Source organism: Prevotella sp. 20925_1_30 (assembly GCF_041433025.1).
Classification (GTDB): domain Bacteria; phylum Bacteroidota; class Bacteroidia; order Bacteroidales; family Bacteroidaceae; genus Prevotella; species Prevotella vespertina.
In genome coordinates, this window is the sequence record NZ_JAPWAR010000002.1 from 51,053 (window position 1) to 68,298 (window position 17,246).

The window sequence follows — 17,246 nt, forward strand, 5'->3', positions numbered from 1 at the left end:
AATGGTCCAGATGGAAACAAGAAATTTAAGAAAAGTAAGACAGGGTGTCGTTATCAGCAACAAAATGGATAAAACCATCGTTATTGCAGCTAAGTTCAAGGAGAAGCACCCTATTTATGGTAAGTTTGTCCAGAAGACAAAGAAGTACCATGCTCATGACGAGAAGAATGAGGCTAATGTAGGTGATACAGTTCTCATTATGGAGACTCGTCCTCTTTCTAAGACAAAGAGATGGAGATTAGTTCAAATCGTAGAAAAAGCTAAGTAATTATGATACAGACAGAATCAAAACTTACAGTATGTGATAACAGCGGTGCTCGTGAAGCTAAGTGCATTCGTGTACTCGGTGGTACTGGCCGTCGTTACGCAAGTGTTGGTGACGTTATCGTAGTTGCTGTACAAAACGTCATCCCATCAAGTGAATTGAAAAAGGGTGCAGTATCAAAGGCTTTGATCGTTCGCACAAAGAAGGAGATTCGTCGTGCTGATGGTTCATACATCCGCTTCGATGATAATGCATGTGTATTACTGAACAACGCAGGCGAAATTCGTGGTAGCCGTATCTTCGGTCCTGTTGCTCGTGAGCTGCGTGCAGTGAATATGAAGGTCGTTTCTTTGGCACCTGAGGTTCTTTAATTATTAAATAGAATAATAAAATGGCAAAATTCCATATAAAGAAAGACGATCAGGTCATTGTTCTTGCTGGTGCAGATAAGGGCAAGACTGGAAAGGTGCTTAAGGTCATCGCAGATAAGGAACGTGCTATTGTAGAGGGCTTGAATATGGTCTCTAAAAGCACAAAACCTTCTGCTGCTAACCCACAAGGTGGTATCATTAAGCAGGAGGCTGCAATTCATATCTCAAATTTAAGTCTCATCGATCCGAAGAGCGGTAAGGCTACACGTATCAAGATTGAGCGTGAAGGCAAGATTGTTAAGCGTATCGCTAAAAAGTCAGGGGAGGAAATTAAATAATGAATACAGCTCAGTTAAAGAAACAGTATAAGGAGCAGATTGCTCCTGCTTTGCAGAAGCAGTTTAACTATTCTTCAGCTATGCAGGTTCCTGTTTTGAAGAAGATTGTTATCAATCAGGGTCTTGGTGATGCAACTCAGGATAAGAAACTTATCGAGGTTGCTGTTAACGAGATTTCTTCTATTACAGGTCAGAAGGCGGTTGCAACTTATTCAAAGAAGGATATTGCAAACTTCAAACTGCGTAAGAAGATGCCTATCGGCGTAATGGTAACTCTGCGTCGTGAGCGTATGTATGAGTTCCTCGAGAAACTCGTTCGCGTATCTTTGCCACGTATCCGTGACTTCAAGGGTATCGAGAGCAAGTTCGATGGTCGTGGAAATTATACTCTCGGTATCACCGAGCAGATTATTTTCCCAGAGATTAATATCGATCAGGTTGACCGCATCCAGGGTATGAACATTACCTTCGTAACATCAGCTAAGACTGATGAAGAAGGTTATGCTTTGCTGAAGGGCTTCGGACTTCCATTCAAGAATGCTAAAAACGATTAATTGATATGGCAAAAGAATCAATGAAAGCTCGCGAGGTAAAGCGTGCAAAGCTTGTTGCTCGCTATGCTGAGAAACGCGCTGCTCTGAAGAAGATTATCGCTACTTCAAATGATCCTGAAGAGGCTTATGAGGCTGCTCGCAAGTTGCAGTCTATTCCTAAGAATGCTAATCCTATCCGTTTGCACAATCGTTGCAAGATAACAGGACGTCCAAAGGGTTACATTCGTCAGTTCGGTCTCTCTCGTATTCAGTTCCGTGAGATGGCATCTCAGGGACTCATTCCAGGAGTTAAGAAGGCAAGCTGGTAAGCAAATATATCGACGCGGATAGTGAATTGTGAAAAAGATTTTGTATCTTTGCAGCTCATTATCCGCTTTCAAGCGATTTTTTAATATTGTCGGGGTAGTCCCGATTAATTAAACATTTATATTTTATGACAGATCCAATAGCAGATTATCTGACAAGACTCAGAAACGCAATCATGGCTCATCACCGTGTTGTTGATGTTCCTGCGTCTAACTTGAAGAAGTCTATTACTAAGATTCTCTTCGAGAAGGGTTACATCTTGAACTATAAGTTCATTGAGGATGGTCCCCAAGGTTCAATCAAGGTCGCACTTAAGTACGATCCTGTAACAAAGCAGAGCGCTATCAAGAAGTTGAAGCGTGTTTCTACCCCAGGTCTTCGCCAGTATACTGGTTACAAAGACATGCCGAGAGTAATTAACGGACTTGGAATTGCTATCCTTTCCACGTCTAAAGGTGTAATGACAGACAAGGAAGCTGCTGCAGAGAAGATCGGTGGTGAGGTTCTTTGCTATGTTTATTAATTGGAGGATTGAATATGTCAAGAATAGGAAAATTACCAATTAGTGTTCCAGCTGGCGTTACAGTTGCTCTTAACAATGGTGTTGTTACAGTAAAGGGTCCTAAGGGTGAACTTTCTCAGAAGGTAGATTCTTCTATTAAGACTATCATCGAGGACGGTCAGGTAACATTCGAAATTGATGAGAATAGCCCAGTAAACTACAAGCAGAAGCAGGCTTTCCACGGTCTTTATCGTTCACTTGTTAACAATATGGTTGTTGGTGTAAGTGAGGGTTACAAAAAGACATTGGAACTTGTTGGTGTAGGTTATCGTGTTTCTAACCAGGGTAACTTGGTAGAGTTCTCTCTTGGTTATACTCACCCAATCTTTATTCAGCTTCCTTCAGAAGTTAAGGTTGAGACAAAGAGCGAGCGTAACCAGAATCCAATCATCACTCTTGAATCAGCTGACAAGCAGCTGCTTGGTCTCATCTGTGCAAAGATTCGTTCTTTCCGTAAGCCTGAGCCTTACAAGGGTAAGGGTGTCCTGTTCCAGGGTGAGGTTATTCGCAGAAAGTCTGGTAAGACAGCTGCAGCTAAGTAACTTTAATACATCATTACGATTATGACAACAAAGAAAGAACAAAGAAGAATTAAGATAAAGTTCCGCATTCGTAAGAGTGTGAACGGTACTGCTGAGCGCCCACGTTTGAGCGTTTTCCGCAGTAATAAGCAGATTTATGCACAGGTTATTAACGATCTGACAGGAACAACACTCGCTTCTGCTTCTTCACTTGGCCTTGATAAGATGGCTAAGATTGAACAGGCTAAGAAAGTAGGTGCACTCGTTGCTGAGCATGCTAAGGCTGTTGGCGTAGAGCAGGTTGTTTTTGACCGTAACGGTTATCTCTATCACGGACGTGTACAGGCTTTGGCTGATGCTGCACGTGAGGGAGGACTTAAATTCTAAACGATTATGGCAATGAATAGAGTAAAAGTAAATAGTGATGTTGAACTGAAAGATCGCTTGGTTGCTATCAACCGTGTAACTAAGGTTACAAAGGGTGGTCGTACTTTCACATTCGCAGCTATCGTCGTTGTAGGTGACGGTAAGGGCGTTATTGGCTGGGGTCTTGGTAAGGCTGGTGAGGTTACTGCTGCTATCCAGAAGGGTACAGATTCAGCAAAGAAGAACCTTGTTAAAGTTCCTGTTTTGAAGGGTACTGTTCCTCATGAGGCAGAGGCTCGCTTTAGCGGTGCTCATGTTCTCCTTAAGCCAGCTGCTGCCGGTACTGGTTTGAAGGCCGGTGGTGCTATGCGTGCTGTTCTTGAGAGCGCAGGTGTTACTGACGTGATTGCAAAGTCAAAGGGCTCTTCTAACCCTCATAACCTTGTAAAGGCTACTATCGCTGCACTCGCTGATATGCGTGACGCATATACAATCGCTGGTGAGCGTGGTATTAGCATGGATAAAGTATTTAACGGTTAATTTTAGGAGGTATTAAATTATGGCAACAATTAAGATTAAGCAGATTAAGAGCCGTATTGGTGCTCCTAAGGACCAGAAGGAAACTTTGCAGGCATTGGGACTTCGTAAGATTTCTCAGGTTGTTGAGGTAGAGGATACTCCAAGCTGCCGAGGTATGATCCGTAAGGTGCATCACCTGGTATCAGTAATTGATTAATTAATCTTTTAAAGAAAACAGTAATTATGAAATTAAATAATTTGAAACCAGCTGTTGGCTCTACACATTCACGTCGTCGTATTGGTCGTGGTCCAGGTTCTGGGCTCGGTGGTACTTCTACTCGTGGTCATAAGGGTGCAAAGTCACGTTCTGGTTATAAGAAGAAGATTGGCTTTGAGGGTGGTCAGATGCCTCTCCAGCGTCGTGTACCGAAGGCTGGTTTCAAGAACATCAACCACAAGGAATATTTCGCTGTAAATCTTTCTACTCTTCAGGCACTTGCTGAGAAGAACAATCTTACTAAGATTGGTGTTGAGGAGCTTAAGGCTGCTGGACTTACCAATGGTAAGGAACTTGTTAAGGTTCTCGGTAATGGAGAATTGAAGGCTCAGTTGGAAGTTTCAGCAAATGCTTTCTCTAAGACTGCTGAAGAAGCTATTAAGGCAGTGGGTGGTAACACAACTATAATCTAAGTTAATGAAAAAGTTTATTGAGACACTGAAGAACTGTTGGAAAGTTGAAGACCTACGTCAGAGACTTCTAATAACGATTCTGTTTACAGCTATTTATCGATTCGGCTCGTTTGTAGTACTCCCAGGTATCAATCCAGCCTTATTAGAGAAATTGCAGTCGCAGACAGCCGGCGGTCTTATGTCGCTTTTGGATATGTTCTCCGGTGGTGCATTCTCCCATGCGTCAATCTTCGCATTAGGAATTATGCCATATATCTCAGCTTCTATTGTTATGCAGCTCCTAGCTGTTGCTGTTCCTTATTTCCAAAAGATGCAGCGTGAAGGCGAGAGTGGTCATAAGAAAATTAATTGGTATACGCGTGTCCTGACAGTAGTTATTCTATTGTTTCAGGCACCGTCTTACCTAATGAACTTAAAGATGCAGGCCTCTGGAGCACTTGCTACAGGTGTTGATTGGACTACATTTATGATTCCTGCGACTGTAATACTAGCAGCAGGGTCTATGTTCATATTATGGCTTGGTGAGCGCATCACAGACAAGGGAGTTGGAAATGGTATCTCTCTTATTATTATGATTGGTATCATTGCTCGTCTACCACAAGCTTTTATACAAGAAGTTAGTAGTAGATTTACAGCAATTACAAGTGGTGGTTTAGTTATGTTTATCGTCGAACTGATTATCTTGTATGCTGTTGTATGTGCATCTATTCTACTAGTGCAAGGTACACGTAAGGTTCCTGTACAATATGCTAAACGTGTTGTGGGAAATAAACAATATGGTGGAGCACGTCAGTATATCCCATTGAAACTATTTGCAGCCAATGTAATGCCCATTATTTTTGCTCAGGCTTTAATGTTTATTCCTTTGGCTATAGTTCAATATTCAACGGACAATGGTAGTTCTGTACTCCAGTCTCTTATGGATACAAAGAGTTTGGCTTACAATATTGTTTATGTAGTCCTTATCATTTTGTTTACTTATTTCTATACAGCTATTACATTGAATCCAACTCAAATGGCTGAGGATATGAAGCGAAACAATGGATTTATTCCAGGAGTTAAACCTGGTAAGGATACTGCTGACTATATTGACACTGTTATGTCACGTATAACAGGGCCAGGTTCTTTATTCATAGCTTTTATTGCTATTATGCCTGCATTAGTTGGTTTCTTGAATGTTCAGAGTGCTTTTGGTCAGTTCTTTGGTGGTACGTCATTGTTGATTCTTGTTGGTGTAGTTATAGATACACTTCAGCAGATTGAGTCACATTTAATGATGCGCCATTATGATGGACTGCTTAATTCTGGGCATACACGTAGCAATACTGGAGTTGCGGCTTATTAAATCTTTATCTTAGGGAATGAATATATTTCTAAAGACAGAAGATGAAATAGAACTTATGCGTGAGGCCAACCTGCTGGTAGGTAAAACTCTGGCAGAAGTTGGTCGTCATGTTAAGCCAGGTGTCTCAACTCTCCAGTTAGATAAAATAGCTGAAGAGTTTATTTGTGACAATGGTGCCATACCTACATTCAAAGGTTTTCCAAGTTCTTATGGTACACTTTTCCCTGGAAGTATATGTGCGTCTGTTAATGATGTCGTCGTACATGGTGTTCCTAGTGAAGATGTTGTACTGAGGGATGGAGATATAATTTCAATTGATTGTGGGGCTTTGCTTAATGGCTTCAATGGTGATAGTTGTTATACTTTCTGTGTTGGAGAAGTAAGTGAAGATATAATGAATTTGCTTCGAGCAACGAAGGAATCACTTTATAAGGGTATCGAAGTGGCAGAAGCTGGTCATCATGTTGGAGACATTGGTCATGTTATTCAGGAATATTGCCAAGCACAAGGTTATGGTATTGTTCGCGAGTTAACAGGACATGGTATTGGACGAGAGATGCATGAAGATCCTTCAATTCCTAATTACGGAAAGAGGGGAACTGGTGTTTTACTCAAAGCAGGAATGTGTATTGCGATAGAACCTATGGTTACAATGGGTAATCAAGAAATCGGATTATTGCCAGATCGTTGGAGCATTGTTACACGTGATCATCGTCCAGCAGCACACTTTGAGCATACTATTGCCATAAGAGCTGGCAAGGCTGATATTTTATCTTCGTTTGAGGAAGTTGAACATTTAGAAGGACAAAATTTTAATTAGTTTATGGCAAAGCAAACTGCGATAGAGCAGGATGGAACAATTCTCGAAGCGCTTTCAAATGCGATGTTCCGCGTAGAATTAGAGAATGGTGTAGATATCACTGCTCATATTTCCGGTAAGATGAGAATGCACTACATCAAAATTCTTCCTGGTGATAAGGTGAAGGTTGAGATGAGTCCATATGACCTAACTAAGGGTCGAATCGTTTTCAGATACAAATAAACAACATAGAGATATGAAAACAAGAGCATCATTAAAGAAGCGTACAGCTGACTGTAAGATAGTTCGTCGTAAGGGTCGTCTGTTCGTTATTAACAAGAAAAACCCTAAGTTTAAAATGCGTCAGGGTTAAGTTAAAAAAGCGTAAAGAGGTAAGCTCTCTCGTAAATTATGCTTACCTTTGCGTGCTTTTTAGCGCAAAATGACATTAATTTTTTAATTATCAAACAATGGCAATAAGAATTGTTGGAGTAGATTTGCCCCAGAATAAGCGTGGCGAAATCGCATTGACCTATATCTATGGTATTGGTCGAAGTAGTTCAGCAAAGATATTGGATAAGGCTGGTATTAGCCGTGACCTGAAGGTCAGCGAGTGGTCTGATGACCAGGCAGCCAAGATCCGTGAAATTATCGGTGCTGAATTCAAAGTTGAAGGTGATCTCCGTTCTGAGATCCAGATGAACATCAAGCGCCTCATGGATATAGGTTGCTATCGTGGTGTTAGACATCGTAATGGTCTTCCTGTTCGCGGTCAGAGTACTAAGAACAATGCTCGTACCCGTAAGGGAAAGAAGAAGACTGTTGCTAATAAGAAGAAGGCTACTAAGTAATTCTAAGGAGGAAATTAATTATGGCAAAGAAATCAGCAACATCTAAAAAAAGAAATGTAAGAGTTGATGCACTTGGACAGCTCCATGTACATAGCTCATTCAATAACATTATTGTATCTTTGGCTAACAACGAGGGTCAAGTTATTTCTTGGTCTTCGGCTGGTAAGATGGGATTCCGTGGATCAAAGAAAAATACTCCTTACGCTGCACAGATGGCAGCAGAGGATTGCTCAAAGGTAGCTTTTGATCTTGGTCTTCGTAAGGTTAAGGCATTCGTTAAAGGTCCAGGTAACGGTCGTGAGAGCGCAATCCGTGCGGTGAACGCAGCAGGTATTCAAGTAACTGAAATCGTAGACGTTACTCCGTTGCCACACAATGGCTGTCGTCCTCCAAAGCGTCGTCGTGTATAATCACATCTTATAACAATTAAAAGAATTCATATTAATTATGGCAAGATACATAGGTCCAAAATCACGAATTGCACGCCGTTTTGGTGAGCCAATTTTCGGCGCAGATAAGGTATTAGCTAAGAGAAACTTCCCTCCAGGGCAGCACGGCAATAATCGTCGTCGCAAGGTATCTGAGTATGGTGCTCAGCTTGCAGAGAAGCAGAAGGCTAAATACACTTATGGCGTTTTGGAGCGTCAGTTCCGTAATCTTTTCGACAAGGCTGCTAAGGCAGATGGTATCACTGGTGAGGTTCTTCTTCAGAGCCTTGAGAGTCGTTTGGATAATGTAGTGTTCCGTCTTGGTATCGCTCCTACTCGTGCTGCTGCACGTCAGCTCGTTAGCCACAAGCATATTGTTGTTAACGGTAATGTCGTAAATATTGCTTCTTATCAGGTAAAGGCTGGTGATGTTGTTGGCGTTCGCGAGAAGGCTAAGTCACTTGAGGTTATCGAGGCTGCTTTGGCAGGCTTTAACCACAGCAAGTATCCTTGGCTTGAGTGGGATGATAACGCTAAGTGCGGTAAGTTCCTTCATCGTCCAGATCGTGCTGACATCCCAGAGAACATTAAGGAGCAGTTAATCGTTGAGTTGTACTCTAAACAATAAAATCATTAAATTAATGGCGATATTAGCATTTCAAAAACCTGATAAAGTAGTGATGCTGGAGGCCAATGACCATTTCGGCAAGTTCGAATTCCGTCCACTTGAGCCTGGCTTCGGTGTTACCATTGGTAACGCTCTTCGTCGCATCCTCCTTTCATCGCTGGAAGGCTTCGCAATCAATACCATTCGTATAGCAGGTGTTGAGCACGAGTTCTCTTCAGTTCCTGGTGTAAAGGAAGATGTTACCAACATCATCTTGAATCTCAAGCAAGTTCGATTCAAGCAAGTAGTAGAAGAATTCGAGAATGAGAAAGTTAGTATCACCGTAGAGAATTCCACCGAATTCAAAGCAGGTGATATCGGTAAGTATCTGACTGGATTTGAAGTGTTAAACCCTGATTTGGTGATTTGTCATTTAGACTCCAAGGCTTCTATGCAGATTGATTTGACCATCAACAAGGGACGTGGTTACGTTCCAGCTGAGGAAAATCGTGAATACTGCACTGATGTAAACGTACTCCCAATCGATTCCATCTACACCCCAATTCGTAACGTAAAATATGCCGTTGAGCCATATCGTGTTGAACAGAAGACCGACTATGACAAATTGGTTGTTGAAGTTACGACTGATGGTTCCATCCACCCAAAGGATGCACTGAAAGAGGCTGCAAAGATTCTTATTTATCACTTCATGTTGTTCTCTGATGAGAAGATTACTCTTGAGAATCCAGATCAGGAGGGCAACCAGGAGTTTGATGAGGAAGTTCTGCACATGCGCCAGCTCTTGAAAACCAAGTTGACCGACGCAAGTCTCAACTTGAGTGTTCGTGCACTTAACTGCTTAAAGGCAGCTGATGTAGAGACACTGGGCGACCTCGTACAGTACAACAAGACGGATCTTCTTAAGTTCCGTAACTTTGGTAAGAAATCGCTTTCTGAGCTTGATGATTTGCTCGAGAGTCTGAATCTGTCGTTTGGAACCGACATTACAAAGTATAAATTGGATAAAGAATAGTTGACGTATTGTCTAAAGACAAGTTGACGGGTTTATCCACAACAAGTTAAAAACAAAATGAGACATAATAAGAAATTCAACCATTTGGGTCGTACTGCTGACCACCGCGCTGCGTTGCTTTCAAACTTGGCAGTTGCTTTGATTCAGCACAAAAGAATCACTACGACTCTTGCTAAGGCAAAGGCTCTTAAGAAGTATGTTGAGCCGCTGATTACACGTTCTAAGAACGATACAACTAACTCACGTCGTGTTGTATTCCGTTATCTTCAGAACAAAGAGGCTGTTACTGAGCTCTTCAAGGAGATTTCAGTAAAGGTAGCCGATCGTCCAGGTGGTTACACACGTGTTATCAAGCTCGGAACTCGTCAGGGTGACGCTGCTCAGATTGCATTCATTGAGCTTGTTGACTATGATGAGAACATGGCTAAGTCTTCAAAGGCTGAAGCTAAGAAGACTCGTCGTAGCCGTCGTTCTACAAAGAAGGCTGATGCACCTGCAGAGGCTGCTGAGAACGTTGCTGAAGAGGCAAAGGCTGAATAATCCGAATAGATTTTATCTCTATAATAAAGAACTCCCGGTACTTAATGTATCGGGAGTTTTTTATTTGTGATAGTTAGCTTGTTTACTGTTTTAACATCCTTGACACATACCCATTGTGGCGGAACCATTTATGTGCCCAGTTGGGTACCATAAAGATATAGCCAGAGATGTCTTCGTGCGGAGCGCAATCAAGTTGGTTACCTATGATGTCTGCAGCTTCTTGTACAGATGTTCCGTATAAACGTGCTAATTCTTCACGTATGAGCGTATATGTGATGTTACGGATAGAGGCTGCGTTGACGGGTTGATCACCTAACAGAGCTAATAACTCTTCTTTAGAAGGGATTTTTACTTTTGGTCCTACTCTTAGTCCTTCAAAGCAGTATTCCCCATCTACTTTATACATTGTAAACCCATCTCTGCTGTTACGTTCGTTACATTCCTCTGCCATTTGACGTGCAATAGGGTGGGTGATACGTTGTAATATCTCTGTGATAATGGGTTGATGGCGCAATTGTCCGTATGTATAGCCTTCTCCGTTGATACCACCAGAACCAGCTGGGATGTCTGAGTCGGAGATTATGCATAATTCTTTTCTTTCCATTTATTCTTGTTTAAGTATTCTGATTAAATTTTAGTTCAAACTTTGTGTAGAAGTCCCTAACATAAATGAAATCGATGATACTGAAGCTTGTATGGTCGTATAGATTGTGGAAATGCTGATGAAGGTGTAAGTCGTAACTCCATTCTCGGTCTAACCCTTCATTCCAACAATCATCAGCATCTTGCATTCCCATGAGTTCCATTTCACTCTTGTCGTCTTCCTCTCCATGATATCCGTCGAAGCTCATACAGCAACCATATTTGCAATAGATGTCATTATAACTCTCATCATTGAGAATCTCCCAAATCATTTCTGAATCTTCTCCTTGAAAAGGATTACTGTTCGAGTATTGTTTGTTTTTTCCTAAGAAGATTTTACATTCTACCCCCTCAAACTGCAAGCTACTTCCACTATCTGCCAACATTTTCTTTGTGTTGTAATACAACTCTTTACTTTGTTGATAGTTTTTAATTACTACTTCTTTAAGTCTTTCGTTGAATTCCTTTAACAGCTGATAGTTTTCATCTGTTGGCTTGAATCGTTGGTTAAGGAGCATTCGACGATTAAAGATGAGAGTTTCCATCTTTTCGTAACTACTTTCCAAATGAGGATTCTCATAGTAATGTATGATGTCGGAGTTGTATGTATTTGTTAGTTCCACTACTTAATAGTATTTCTTGACAAAAACTATAATCTTATTTTTCTTTATCTATAACTTCTATGAAGTCAATATATTCGCCTTCAAGTTCCTTTATCTTTTTTGTAATTGCATCATTCCTTTTAGAGTTAATGATTATTTGATTTATTGATTGATTAACTTCATCATGTTTAGATTTGTAGTTATTTAAAACGCTTTGTAGATATTGGGTGAATTGATCTTTGATTTTATTTATTTCAGTTTGATAGCTTGTTATCATTTTATTTTTTGCTTCTCTAATTTGTTTCTCTATCTTCTTTTCTTGCTGATCATTACGTAGCTGGAGAAATATATCTAGTCCTCCTGTAATAATAGGTATTCCAAATTTAGCGAATTTAGCTATGTTGCTAGCCCATCGAACAGCCTCCCATGGTTTGAAATTTTTTCCAAAGAATTTAGCTGTATTATAAACAGTATTATGTAGAGCAGAACCAGAAGCATTACTTATTCCCCCAAAAACAGAATTAACATTTGGTGCTAAATTATTTATACTAATTGCACCATTTCTAAGCCATGCTATTGTTAGGTTTTGAGTTGTTAGATTTTGCCTTTCTGTCATCGTTATATTTGGTGCATTTAATTTTTCTTGTAAATGATCAGAATATGCAACTATAGCATCCTTATTACCAAAATCTTCTAAATCATTCATGAGAGATTTATACGTTTCTTCTATTTTTTGTTCTATGTCATTAGATGTTGTTGAAATTGTGTTTTCAAGTTTTTTGTTTAGTTCGTCTTGTTTCAGTTTCCAGTCTTCTTCTTTAATTCCTTCTCCAATTTCATTAGTTAGATTTATTACTTCTCGCATTGAGTTGGAATCGTATGAATATAGAATATTTTCAACTTCTTGTTTTAGTTCTCTTTGACTTTTTAATAGTCTTTGTTCAAATTGACGATAAAATTCGGCTAAAGTAGTATCAATTGCTGATACTGCAATGTTTTTAGCGTAACTTTGTAATAGTCGGATAGGAGTATCAAATTGTTTTTTTATTACTCCTTTTTTGCTTACGAAAGAGTTAAGCATATCAATAAACTGCTCAAAATGGCTTACTTGAACAAATTCTTCATCGTTTTCTTCTATTCCTTCAATATAATCATAGGCATCAATAAAAGCTATGGGGAAATCAGACAACTTATATCCTCTTTCAGTAAACATATTAGCAAGAGAGGTCGTGTAGTTTCTAACTAGATCATCATAGTTCCCTGATTCCATACCCATTTTATTTATGATAATAAACATTTTATCTGCAAAATGTTGATTATATGCTAAATCAATGAAGTTGTTGAAAACAATGTCATCAAAGAGTTGACTTGTTAAAACATAGAATATTAAATCACAGTTAGATAAAGCTTCTTTTGTACTTATATCATGTGCTTCTGTCTTTCCTGCTAATATTCCAGGTGTGTCCATTAGAATAATATTATTCCAATGATATTCTGACACTTTATCTGTAGCTACGTTTGCATCTATCTTTATGTCTTTACATCCTGTAAGTGCAGAAATGATGGTAGACTTACCCGCACTATATTGTCCAACGAATGCAATTTTTAATTGCTTTCTATCTGTGACAGTAGCAAGATCAGAATTTAACTGTTGAACTAAATCTTCACAATTGGTTTCAGTGAGTAGTTCCCTTGTTTTGTCTGTGAGTATATCAAGACGTTGATGATATACTGCATAATTCAATTTCTTATCCATTTGTTTTATTTAAAGATTATATTCATTTGTGTAGCTTTTTCAGCTTCTTTTTTCTCTCTATCACTACAGTTTGTCGTGTAGTGGTATGTTAGAGTCTGTTTTTCCCAATCTCGTTTAACAGGAAACATTTGCCTTATCTCTTTTTCTTGTAGTTGGGATTGTTTCTTGACTGCAAATGGTTCTTTATGTACATATTCCAAGATTCTTAGACTGATAAGAGCATTTATATTCTGCTCCTTTCCTATGCATTTTTCTTGTATATCTTCCAAAATTCTTATTAGTTGTTCTACTTCATCTATATATGTTCCTAATAGGCTTTTTAAACTATCATTCATTGAACTTATAGAAGAATGTATTTTATTAAGAGCTTCTTTTTTATTAGTATTGATGTTTTTCTCAATGTTTTCGTATAGCTGTTCTCTGAGCTTTTTCTTGGCTTTTTTCTTTTTGTCCTCTTTGGATTCGAATAAGGATGTGAAAAATCCAACTATGCCTGAGACTATAAGTGTGCATGCCGCCAATATCCAGCCTCCAGGATGCCACAACTGTGAAATTATAACAGGAGCTATGGCTGTAATAATTGCGCCTGTTATTCCAGCTCCAAGTCTTGTGTCGTAGATAGAGTCTGTTTGGACAGATACTGTAGATGAAATTTTGTCTATAAATTTAATATCAGAACTTATTTCTTCTATTCTTTCTTTTATTTCTTCATTGAAGTTTTTCAGTTTTTTTGTTATTTGTTCGTTTAAATCAGATATTTTATTTCCCACATTAGAATCCTCTTTCCATGTCTTGCCTGCATTCTTGTTTTCGTAATTTATATCTGCAAAGATGGCGGCATAATTATTTAGGTCATCTTGAGTTGACTTAAATAACTTAGCTATATTATTTGTCAGTTTGCTTGATTCCCTTTGAAAAAACTCTTTTAAACTGTCATTTTTCTTTTTGAGTGATTCTGTACTTTTCTTTAATTGAACAATATCACTCTGAAGTTGTTGGTGAAAAAGATGTATTTGGTATGCTGTACCATCTATAACACTAAGACTTTTCTTTAAACTGCCCGACTCATATACTTCCTTTTTAACAGAACGTATAAACTCCATAATATTTGAGCCTTCGAGTAAACTTTTATAATTCTCAGGATTACTTTCCTTTTCTTGCATTGCTATTTGGGCTGCAAGTAGGTGGATTGGGATAACCTTAACTGCATCCATATTATATTTACCATCAAGTCTTTCTCGTATTCTATCGAAATGCCCTTGGATAGATTGTGGTCCATTGCACTCACGCCACTTATGAGGATCTCTTAAAAATCTTTTGAGTCTGATATTTTCTGTAAGATTACTTTTTACATTTAAAATTATATATAATGGTTTGTTGCGCTCTTTGATTGTCTCAAAAAAATCAAACTCTGTTTCTTGGATAGCATCACTTGTCACAATATAACATATTAAGTCTGCTTCATCAATAATTGATTTTGCAATTTCTGTATCAACATCCCCCCCTGGTGCTCCAATTCCAGGAGTGTCAACAATACGTAATTTGTCCCAATACCAACTACGGTTATAACGTGTTGTACGCAGCTTTCCCACACCAATATCATCATTTTTTTTCTTGTGTGATAATTTTGTGAAATGTACTCTTACCGGCTTTTGTCCTACCCATAAAAGCTATAGTAAAGTAACGAATATTCCTTTTTTTCTTATCTAATATTGCAAGGTTTTCTGCTAGAGAACTATTTATCATTGTGTTGAAATGATTTTTAATTCCTTGCACAACATCTATAATCTGTTCTACTTCTTTTCTTGAAGTTTGAGGATAGGTAAGTTTGTCTATTTCTTGTTTTCCAATAACCAAATCCTCATTGGTTTTTTTTATTATTTCTGTTACACTATTAATATCTATGATTGCTTCATCTGAAATTTTTTCAATCACAGTAGAAAAGCCTAGGCTCCCAAAAAGGTGGTCCATGTTTTTCTCACTTTCTTTGTTTAGAAACTTGTTATAAAAGGTCTTTTGTATCTTTCCAAATACTTTTTGATATAGCTTAAGTCTTGTTGATTCTATTTCTTGTTCATTGAGTATGGATTTCTGAGATAAAATATCCTTATAATCTACTTGGAGGCTTTGAGCTATATATTCTATTAGCTCTTGTTCTTGTGCAGAAATATAGTTATCACTAAATGCTATATCTGAGAGAATCTCTATAATTTCTTTTTTCTGTTCTTCAGTTAACTGCTCTTCTTTTAATTCAAGTAGAAGTTCCTCAATGCTTTTCTTGTTTTCATCATCAGAGAATATTTTTTGTTTCTCTATGGATAGCTCTTTTGTGTTGTCAACGTTAAGGTAATTTTCTAGTACGCTGATTTCTTTTGTGTTAATTTCTCCGTCTGCAACGATTAAGTGACAGGCCAAAAGAAATACGCAGTTTTGATATTTTTCTGACATATTAATTATTTTTGTTGTTATATTTCTTATATTCAAAGACAAGCCCATATATCTTCATCTGAAGATAATAACCGAGCTGAGGAAGGAAAAACAGCAGTATTAGTAAGAACCTTATAAGATTCAATGTGCATATTTGTTTATATGATGTGTCTTGTATATCTATACATTTTAAACATGGAAAAATCTGAGGAAGTAAATATATAAATTGTAAGTATAAAAAATTAATTATAAATAAAAAGACAGGATTACTTGAAAAAGTATGAATAATCCCTTGGATACTATTTCTAAAGTCATCAAGATTTGTTGGTATTCTTAGCAATACAGCAATAATGATCAAAGAAGCAATTAGTAATATAATAGGCTTTAAAGCAAAGTAGGAATTCTCGTCAGAACACTCCTTAAATAGTATAGCAAGGAGGGCTGCTATAATAATTGGCCAGACATTTCGTAAGAAGGCTAATAAGGCTTCTAAGGAAGAAACGTTGTTTATGCAGTATGATTTCCAGCCCTCATAGTAGGCTTCGTAATATGTTTTTATTTTTGTGGTTTTTTCTTTGTGTTCTGCTTCACTTATTAATTTATCCAAGTTTCTAAAAAGGAGACCGATAGACGCCTCGTTTAGTTTACTATACAAAGCACCTGCTATATAAGCTGCAAAAAGTAGCCACCATTGATCATTCAAGTTGCAGTCTAATGGTAAACATAGAAACATTAGTGCCAAACCTACAATAATATTGTTGAGTAGTTCGTATAAGCTGATAGATGTAGGCATATTCATTATTTATATTTTTTCAATATTTAAATACGCTGAGGTCAAAGCATTCATCTTCTTTAGGTCTACACCGAAGTGGTTAAAGAAGAGAGTGTTGATTTTGTCTCGTTCTTTGTCGTTTGAAAGAACGTTTGAGAAGAATGCAGCATACTGGATGCTCATGCCTGGTTCTATAACCATGCCATCACAGTGCTTTGACATCTTCACGGTAATTTTGAAAAGTGCCATGATTTTTTGTTTTTAGTTATAATTGTATTAGACGAAGTCAAAAGAAGAAAGGGGGCACGACCCGCTTTATCTCTATCTATCCGGTTCGGTTCTGGAAAACCTTGGAGTCAAAATAAAGTAAAGACAGTCCATGCCCCCATATAGGATAGGGGCACAGAACCTGCCTAAACTCGATTAGTGACGACTCCTTAGTTGAATTTTCCAGATTTAACCGGGTCGAATAACCTCGTTTGCAAGTTTTGTGCAATGAATGGCGAGGGGTTTGTAAAGTACCCACCAAACATGGCACAAATGTAGGGAATTTATTGGAAATAGCAAAATAATAATGAAATAAAGTAAAGAAAACACAATGAAAAGTATATATTAATACTACTCTAAAGAATATAATTACGATATATTTGCTTGGTAAAATATGTTCAGTAGAAAGCTTGTTTACTGGTTTAGCTAATGGAAGCTATCACATTTTAGCCTATTGGCTATCAAACTTGTTTTCCTCTTTATCCATTCTTTTCCAGATTCTTTTATAAAGATCATGGTTGTTGCCGAAAGGATAAAAGCCGAGAATACGCCAGTTAGGAGGGTAAGTGTGGCGGCTGTTGCAATTTGGGCAGGGCATTGGAACTGACATAGCAGTTGCTCCATACTCAATGTCTAATGCACGGAAAGTGTTGTTGCAGTTGTCGCATCTGAAAGTCATATAACC

At 38.3% G+C, this 17,246-nt stretch carries 28 protein-coding genes; 20 read left to right on the top strand and 8 right to left on the bottom strand.

Features of this window, described 5'->3' with window-relative positions; all coding sequences use genetic code 11:
• The first annotated feature begins 1 nt into the window (after position 1).
• The 20 genes from rpsQ (at position 2) to rplQ (ending at position 10,095) form a co-directional block, all read left to right on the top strand.
• Positions 2 to 268 carry a 30S ribosomal protein S17 gene (rpsQ, locus tag O3603_RS01200; RefSeq protein ID WP_004361615.1) on the top strand — a complete coding sequence of 89 codons (267 nt, stop codon included), beginning with the start codon at positions 2 to 4 and terminating at the stop codon, positions 266 to 268.
• Between the two features lie 2 nt (positions 269 to 270).
• Complete coding sequence (gene rplN / locus O3603_RS01205; RefSeq protein ID WP_004352833.1) at positions 271 to 636, top strand: 50S ribosomal protein L14; 366 nt, start codon at positions 271 to 273, stop codon at positions 634 to 636.
• 20 nt (positions 637 to 656) lie between these two features.
• Entirely contained in the window at positions 657 to 974 is a 318-nt protein-coding gene (gene rplX, locus O3603_RS01210; RefSeq protein ID WP_371519763.1) for a 50S ribosomal protein L24, read from the top strand.
• Positions 974 to 1,528, top strand: coding sequence for a 50S ribosomal protein L5 (gene rplE, locus O3603_RS01215; RefSeq protein ID WP_004361618.1), 555 nt, complete (start codon positions 974 to 976; stop codon positions 1,526 to 1,528). The genes rplX and rplE overlap by 1 nt, the downstream gene beginning before the upstream one ends.
• A 5-nt stretch (positions 1,529 to 1,533) precedes the next feature.
• On the top strand, positions 1,534 to 1,836 hold the full coding sequence (gene rpsN, locus O3603_RS01220) for a 30S ribosomal protein S14 (RefSeq protein ID WP_004361619.1): 303 nt from the start codon (positions 1,534 to 1,536) through the stop codon (positions 1,834 to 1,836).
• A gap of 125 nt (positions 1,837 to 1,961) precedes the next feature.
• Positions 1,962 to 2,357, top strand: a complete 396-nt coding sequence (gene rpsH, locus O3603_RS01225) for a 30S ribosomal protein S8 (protein ID WP_155716316.1) — start codon at positions 1,962 to 1,964, stop codon at positions 2,355 to 2,357.
• 14 nt (positions 2,358 to 2,371) lie between these two features.
• Positions 2,372 to 2,938: a 50S ribosomal protein L6 gene (rplF, locus tag O3603_RS01230; RefSeq protein WP_009012402.1), complete on the top strand. Its 567-nt coding sequence runs from the start codon at positions 2,372 to 2,374 to the stop codon at positions 2,936 to 2,938.
• Between the two features lie 21 nt (positions 2,939 to 2,959).
• A complete protein-coding gene (gene rplR, locus O3603_RS01235) occupies positions 2,960 to 3,304 on the top strand; it encodes a 50S ribosomal protein L18 (protein ID WP_371519767.1) in 345 nt (114 codons plus the stop codon).
• Between the two features lie 6 nt (positions 3,305 to 3,310).
• Positions 3,311 to 3,823: a 30S ribosomal protein S5 gene (rpsE, locus tag O3603_RS01240; RefSeq protein WP_004361622.1), complete on the top strand. Its 513-nt coding sequence runs from the start codon at positions 3,311 to 3,313 to the stop codon at positions 3,821 to 3,823.
• A 19-nt stretch (positions 3,824 to 3,842) separates the two neighbouring features.
• A complete protein-coding gene (rpmD, locus tag O3603_RS01245; RefSeq protein WP_004361623.1) occupies positions 3,843 to 4,019 on the top strand; it encodes a 50S ribosomal protein L30 in 177 nt (58 codons plus the stop codon).
• A 26-nt stretch (positions 4,020 to 4,045) separates the two neighbouring features.
• The gene (gene rplO, locus O3603_RS01250) at positions 4,046 to 4,492 is read left to right on the top strand and encodes a 50S ribosomal protein L15 (protein ID WP_155716317.1); all 447 of its coding nucleotides are present in this window, start codon (positions 4,046 to 4,048) and stop codon (positions 4,490 to 4,492) included.
• A 4-nt stretch (positions 4,493 to 4,496) separates the two neighbouring features.
• Complete coding sequence (gene secY / locus O3603_RS01255; protein ID WP_009435221.1) at positions 4,497 to 5,837, top strand: preprotein translocase subunit SecY; 1,341 nt, start codon at positions 4,497 to 4,499, stop codon at positions 5,835 to 5,837.
• 16 nt (positions 5,838 to 5,853) lie between these two features.
• Positions 5,854 to 6,657: a type I methionyl aminopeptidase gene (gene map / locus O3603_RS01260; protein WP_371519771.1), complete on the top strand. Its 804-nt coding sequence runs from the start codon at positions 5,854 to 5,856 to the stop codon at positions 6,655 to 6,657.
• Between the two features lie 3 nt (positions 6,658 to 6,660).
• Positions 6,661 to 6,879, top strand: coding sequence for a translation initiation factor IF-1 (gene infA / locus O3603_RS01265; RefSeq protein ID WP_004352768.1), 219 nt, complete (start codon positions 6,661 to 6,663; stop codon positions 6,877 to 6,879).
• Between the two features lie 13 nt (positions 6,880 to 6,892).
• Entirely contained in the window at positions 6,893 to 7,009 is a 117-nt protein-coding gene (gene rpmJ / locus O3603_RS01270; protein ID WP_004352823.1) for a 50S ribosomal protein L36, read from the top strand.
• Positions 7,010 to 7,106: 97 nt separating this feature from the next.
• A complete protein-coding gene (gene rpsM, locus O3603_RS01275) occupies positions 7,107 to 7,487 on the top strand; it encodes a 30S ribosomal protein S13 (RefSeq protein WP_004361628.1) in 381 nt (126 codons plus the stop codon).
• Between the two features lie 20 nt (positions 7,488 to 7,507).
• Complete coding sequence (rpsK, locus tag O3603_RS01280; RefSeq protein WP_004383890.1) at positions 7,508 to 7,897, top strand: 30S ribosomal protein S11; 390 nt, start codon at positions 7,508 to 7,510, stop codon at positions 7,895 to 7,897.
• A gap of 37 nt (positions 7,898 to 7,934) precedes the next feature.
• On the top strand, positions 7,935 to 8,543 hold the full coding sequence (rpsD, locus tag O3603_RS01285; RefSeq protein ID WP_009012408.1) for a 30S ribosomal protein S4: 609 nt from the start codon (positions 7,935 to 7,937) through the stop codon (positions 8,541 to 8,543).
• Positions 8,544 to 8,556: 13 nt separating this feature from the next.
• Positions 8,557 to 9,555 carry a DNA-directed RNA polymerase subunit alpha gene (locus O3603_RS01290; protein WP_004361631.1) on the top strand — a complete coding sequence of 333 codons (999 nt, stop codon included), beginning with the start codon at positions 8,557 to 8,559 and terminating at the stop codon, positions 9,553 to 9,555.
• 57 nt (positions 9,556 to 9,612) lie between these two features.
• On the top strand, positions 9,613 to 10,095 hold the full coding sequence (rplQ, locus tag O3603_RS01295) for a 50S ribosomal protein L17 (RefSeq protein WP_371519776.1): 483 nt from the start codon (positions 9,613 to 9,615) through the stop codon (positions 10,093 to 10,095).
• An 82-nt stretch (positions 10,096 to 10,177) separates the two neighbouring features.
• Here the strand turns inward: rplQ and O3603_RS01300 are convergent, their stop codons facing one another.
• From O3603_RS01300 to O3603_RS01335, 8 genes are all read right to left on the bottom strand, one after another.
• Entirely contained in the window at positions 10,178 to 10,699 is a 522-nt protein-coding gene (locus tag O3603_RS01300) for a hypothetical protein (protein WP_371519778.1), read from the bottom strand.
• A 10-nt stretch (positions 10,700 to 10,709) separates the two neighbouring features.
• Positions 10,710 to 11,360: a hypothetical protein gene (locus tag O3603_RS01305; RefSeq protein WP_287353085.1), complete on the bottom strand. Its 651-nt coding sequence runs from the start codon at positions 11,358 to 11,360 to the stop codon at positions 10,710 to 10,712.
• Between the two features lie 34 nt (positions 11,361 to 11,394).
• Positions 11,395 to 13,095 (bottom strand): GTPase, encoded by a 1,701-nt coding sequence (locus O3603_RS01310; RefSeq protein WP_287353087.1) that lies wholly within the window; start codon positions 13,093 to 13,095, stop codon positions 11,395 to 11,397.
• Positions 13,096 to 13,100: 5 nt separating this feature from the next.
• On the bottom strand, positions 13,101 to 14,687 hold the full coding sequence (locus O3603_RS01315; protein ID WP_371519782.1) for a GTPase: 1,587 nt from the start codon (positions 14,685 to 14,687) through the stop codon (positions 13,101 to 13,103).
• Between the two features lie 10 nt (positions 14,688 to 14,697).
• Positions 14,698 to 15,543 carry a TerB family tellurite resistance protein gene (locus O3603_RS01320; RefSeq protein WP_371519785.1) on the bottom strand — a complete coding sequence of 282 codons (846 nt, stop codon included), beginning with the start codon at positions 15,541 to 15,543 and terminating at the stop codon, positions 14,698 to 14,700.
• Between the two features lies 1 nt (position 15,544).
• Complete coding sequence (locus O3603_RS01325) at positions 15,545 to 16,321, bottom strand: hypothetical protein (protein WP_287353090.1); 777 nt, start codon at positions 16,319 to 16,321, stop codon at positions 15,545 to 15,547.
• A gap of 3 nt (positions 16,322 to 16,324) precedes the next feature.
• Positions 16,325 to 16,543, bottom strand: coding sequence for a DUF6140 family protein (locus O3603_RS01330; protein WP_287315449.1), 219 nt, complete (start codon positions 16,541 to 16,543; stop codon positions 16,325 to 16,327).
• Between the two features lie 469 nt (positions 16,544 to 17,012).
• A complete protein-coding gene (locus O3603_RS01335; RefSeq protein ID WP_371519788.1) occupies positions 17,013 to 17,240 on the bottom strand; it encodes a hypothetical protein in 228 nt (75 codons plus the stop codon).
• Positions 17,241 to 17,246 lie beyond the last annotated feature (6 nt).

Coding starts and splice junctions, on each gene's coding strand:
- rpsQ (WP_004361615.1), top strand. CDS start 2: ATGGTCCAGATGGAAACAAGAAATTTAAGAAAAGTAAGACAGGGTGTC.
- rpsH (WP_155716316.1), top strand. CDS start 1,962: ATGACAGATCCAATAGCAGATTATCTGACAAGACTCAGAAACGCAATC.
- rpsM (WP_004361628.1), top strand. CDS start 7,107: ATGGCAATAAGAATTGTTGGAGTAGATTTGCCCCAGAATAAGCGTGGC.
- O3603_RS01325 (WP_287353090.1), bottom strand. CDS start 16,321: ATGAATATGCCTACATCTATCAGCTTATACGAACTACTCAACAATATT.
- rplR (WP_371519767.1), top strand. CDS start 2,960: ATGACAACAAAGAAAGAACAAAGAAGAATTAAGATAAAGTTCCGCATT.
- rplX (WP_371519763.1), top strand. CDS start 657: ATGGCAAAATTCCATATAAAGAAAGACGATCAGGTCATTGTTCTTGCT.
- O3603_RS01335 (WP_371519788.1), bottom strand. CDS start 17,240: ATGACTTTCAGATGCGACAACTGCAACAACACTTTCCGTGCATTAGAC.
- rplQ (WP_371519776.1), top strand. CDS start 9,613: ATGAGACATAATAAGAAATTCAACCATTTGGGTCGTACTGCTGACCAC.
- infA (WP_004352768.1), top strand. CDS start 6,661: ATGGCAAAGCAAACTGCGATAGAGCAGGATGGAACAATTCTCGAAGCG.
- O3603_RS01330 (WP_287315449.1), bottom strand. CDS start 16,543: ATGGCACTTTTCAAAATTACCGTGAAGATGTCAAAGCACTGTGATGGC.
- rplE (WP_004361618.1), top strand. CDS start 974: ATGAATACAGCTCAGTTAAAGAAACAGTATAAGGAGCAGATTGCTCCT.
- rplN (WP_004352833.1), top strand. CDS start 271: ATGATACAGACAGAATCAAAACTTACAGTATGTGATAACAGCGGTGCT.
- rpsN (WP_004361619.1), top strand. CDS start 1,534: ATGGCAAAAGAATCAATGAAAGCTCGCGAGGTAAAGCGTGCAAAGCTT.
- O3603_RS01320 (WP_371519785.1), bottom strand. CDS start 15,543: ATGTCAGAAAAATATCAAAACTGCGTATTTCTTTTGGCCTGTCACTTA.
- rpmD (WP_004361623.1), top strand. CDS start 3,843: ATGGCAACAATTAAGATTAAGCAGATTAAGAGCCGTATTGGTGCTCCT.
- rplF (WP_009012402.1), top strand. CDS start 2,372: ATGTCAAGAATAGGAAAATTACCAATTAGTGTTCCAGCTGGCGTTACA.
- secY (WP_009435221.1), top strand. CDS start 4,497: ATGAAAAAGTTTATTGAGACACTGAAGAACTGTTGGAAAGTTGAAGAC.
- rplO (WP_155716317.1), top strand. CDS start 4,046: ATGAAATTAAATAATTTGAAACCAGCTGTTGGCTCTACACATTCACGT.
- rpsD (WP_009012408.1), top strand. CDS start 7,935: ATGGCAAGATACATAGGTCCAAAATCACGAATTGCACGCCGTTTTGGT.
- rpsK (WP_004383890.1), top strand. CDS start 7,508: ATGGCAAAGAAATCAGCAACATCTAAAAAAAGAAATGTAAGAGTTGAT.
- O3603_RS01300 (WP_371519778.1), bottom strand. CDS start 10,699: ATGGAAAGAAAAGAATTATGCATAATCTCCGACTCAGACATCCCAGCT.
- O3603_RS01310 (WP_287353087.1), bottom strand. CDS start 13,095: ATGGATAAGAAATTGAATTATGCAGTATATCATCAACGTCTTGATATA.
- rpsE (WP_004361622.1), top strand. CDS start 3,311: ATGGCAATGAATAGAGTAAAAGTAAATAGTGATGTTGAACTGAAAGAT.
- map (WP_371519771.1), top strand. CDS start 5,854: ATGAATATATTTCTAAAGACAGAAGATGAAATAGAACTTATGCGTGAG.
- O3603_RS01290 (WP_004361631.1), top strand. CDS start 8,557: ATGGCGATATTAGCATTTCAAAAACCTGATAAAGTAGTGATGCTGGAG.
- rpmJ (WP_004352823.1), top strand. CDS start 6,893: ATGAAAACAAGAGCATCATTAAAGAAGCGTACAGCTGACTGTAAGATA.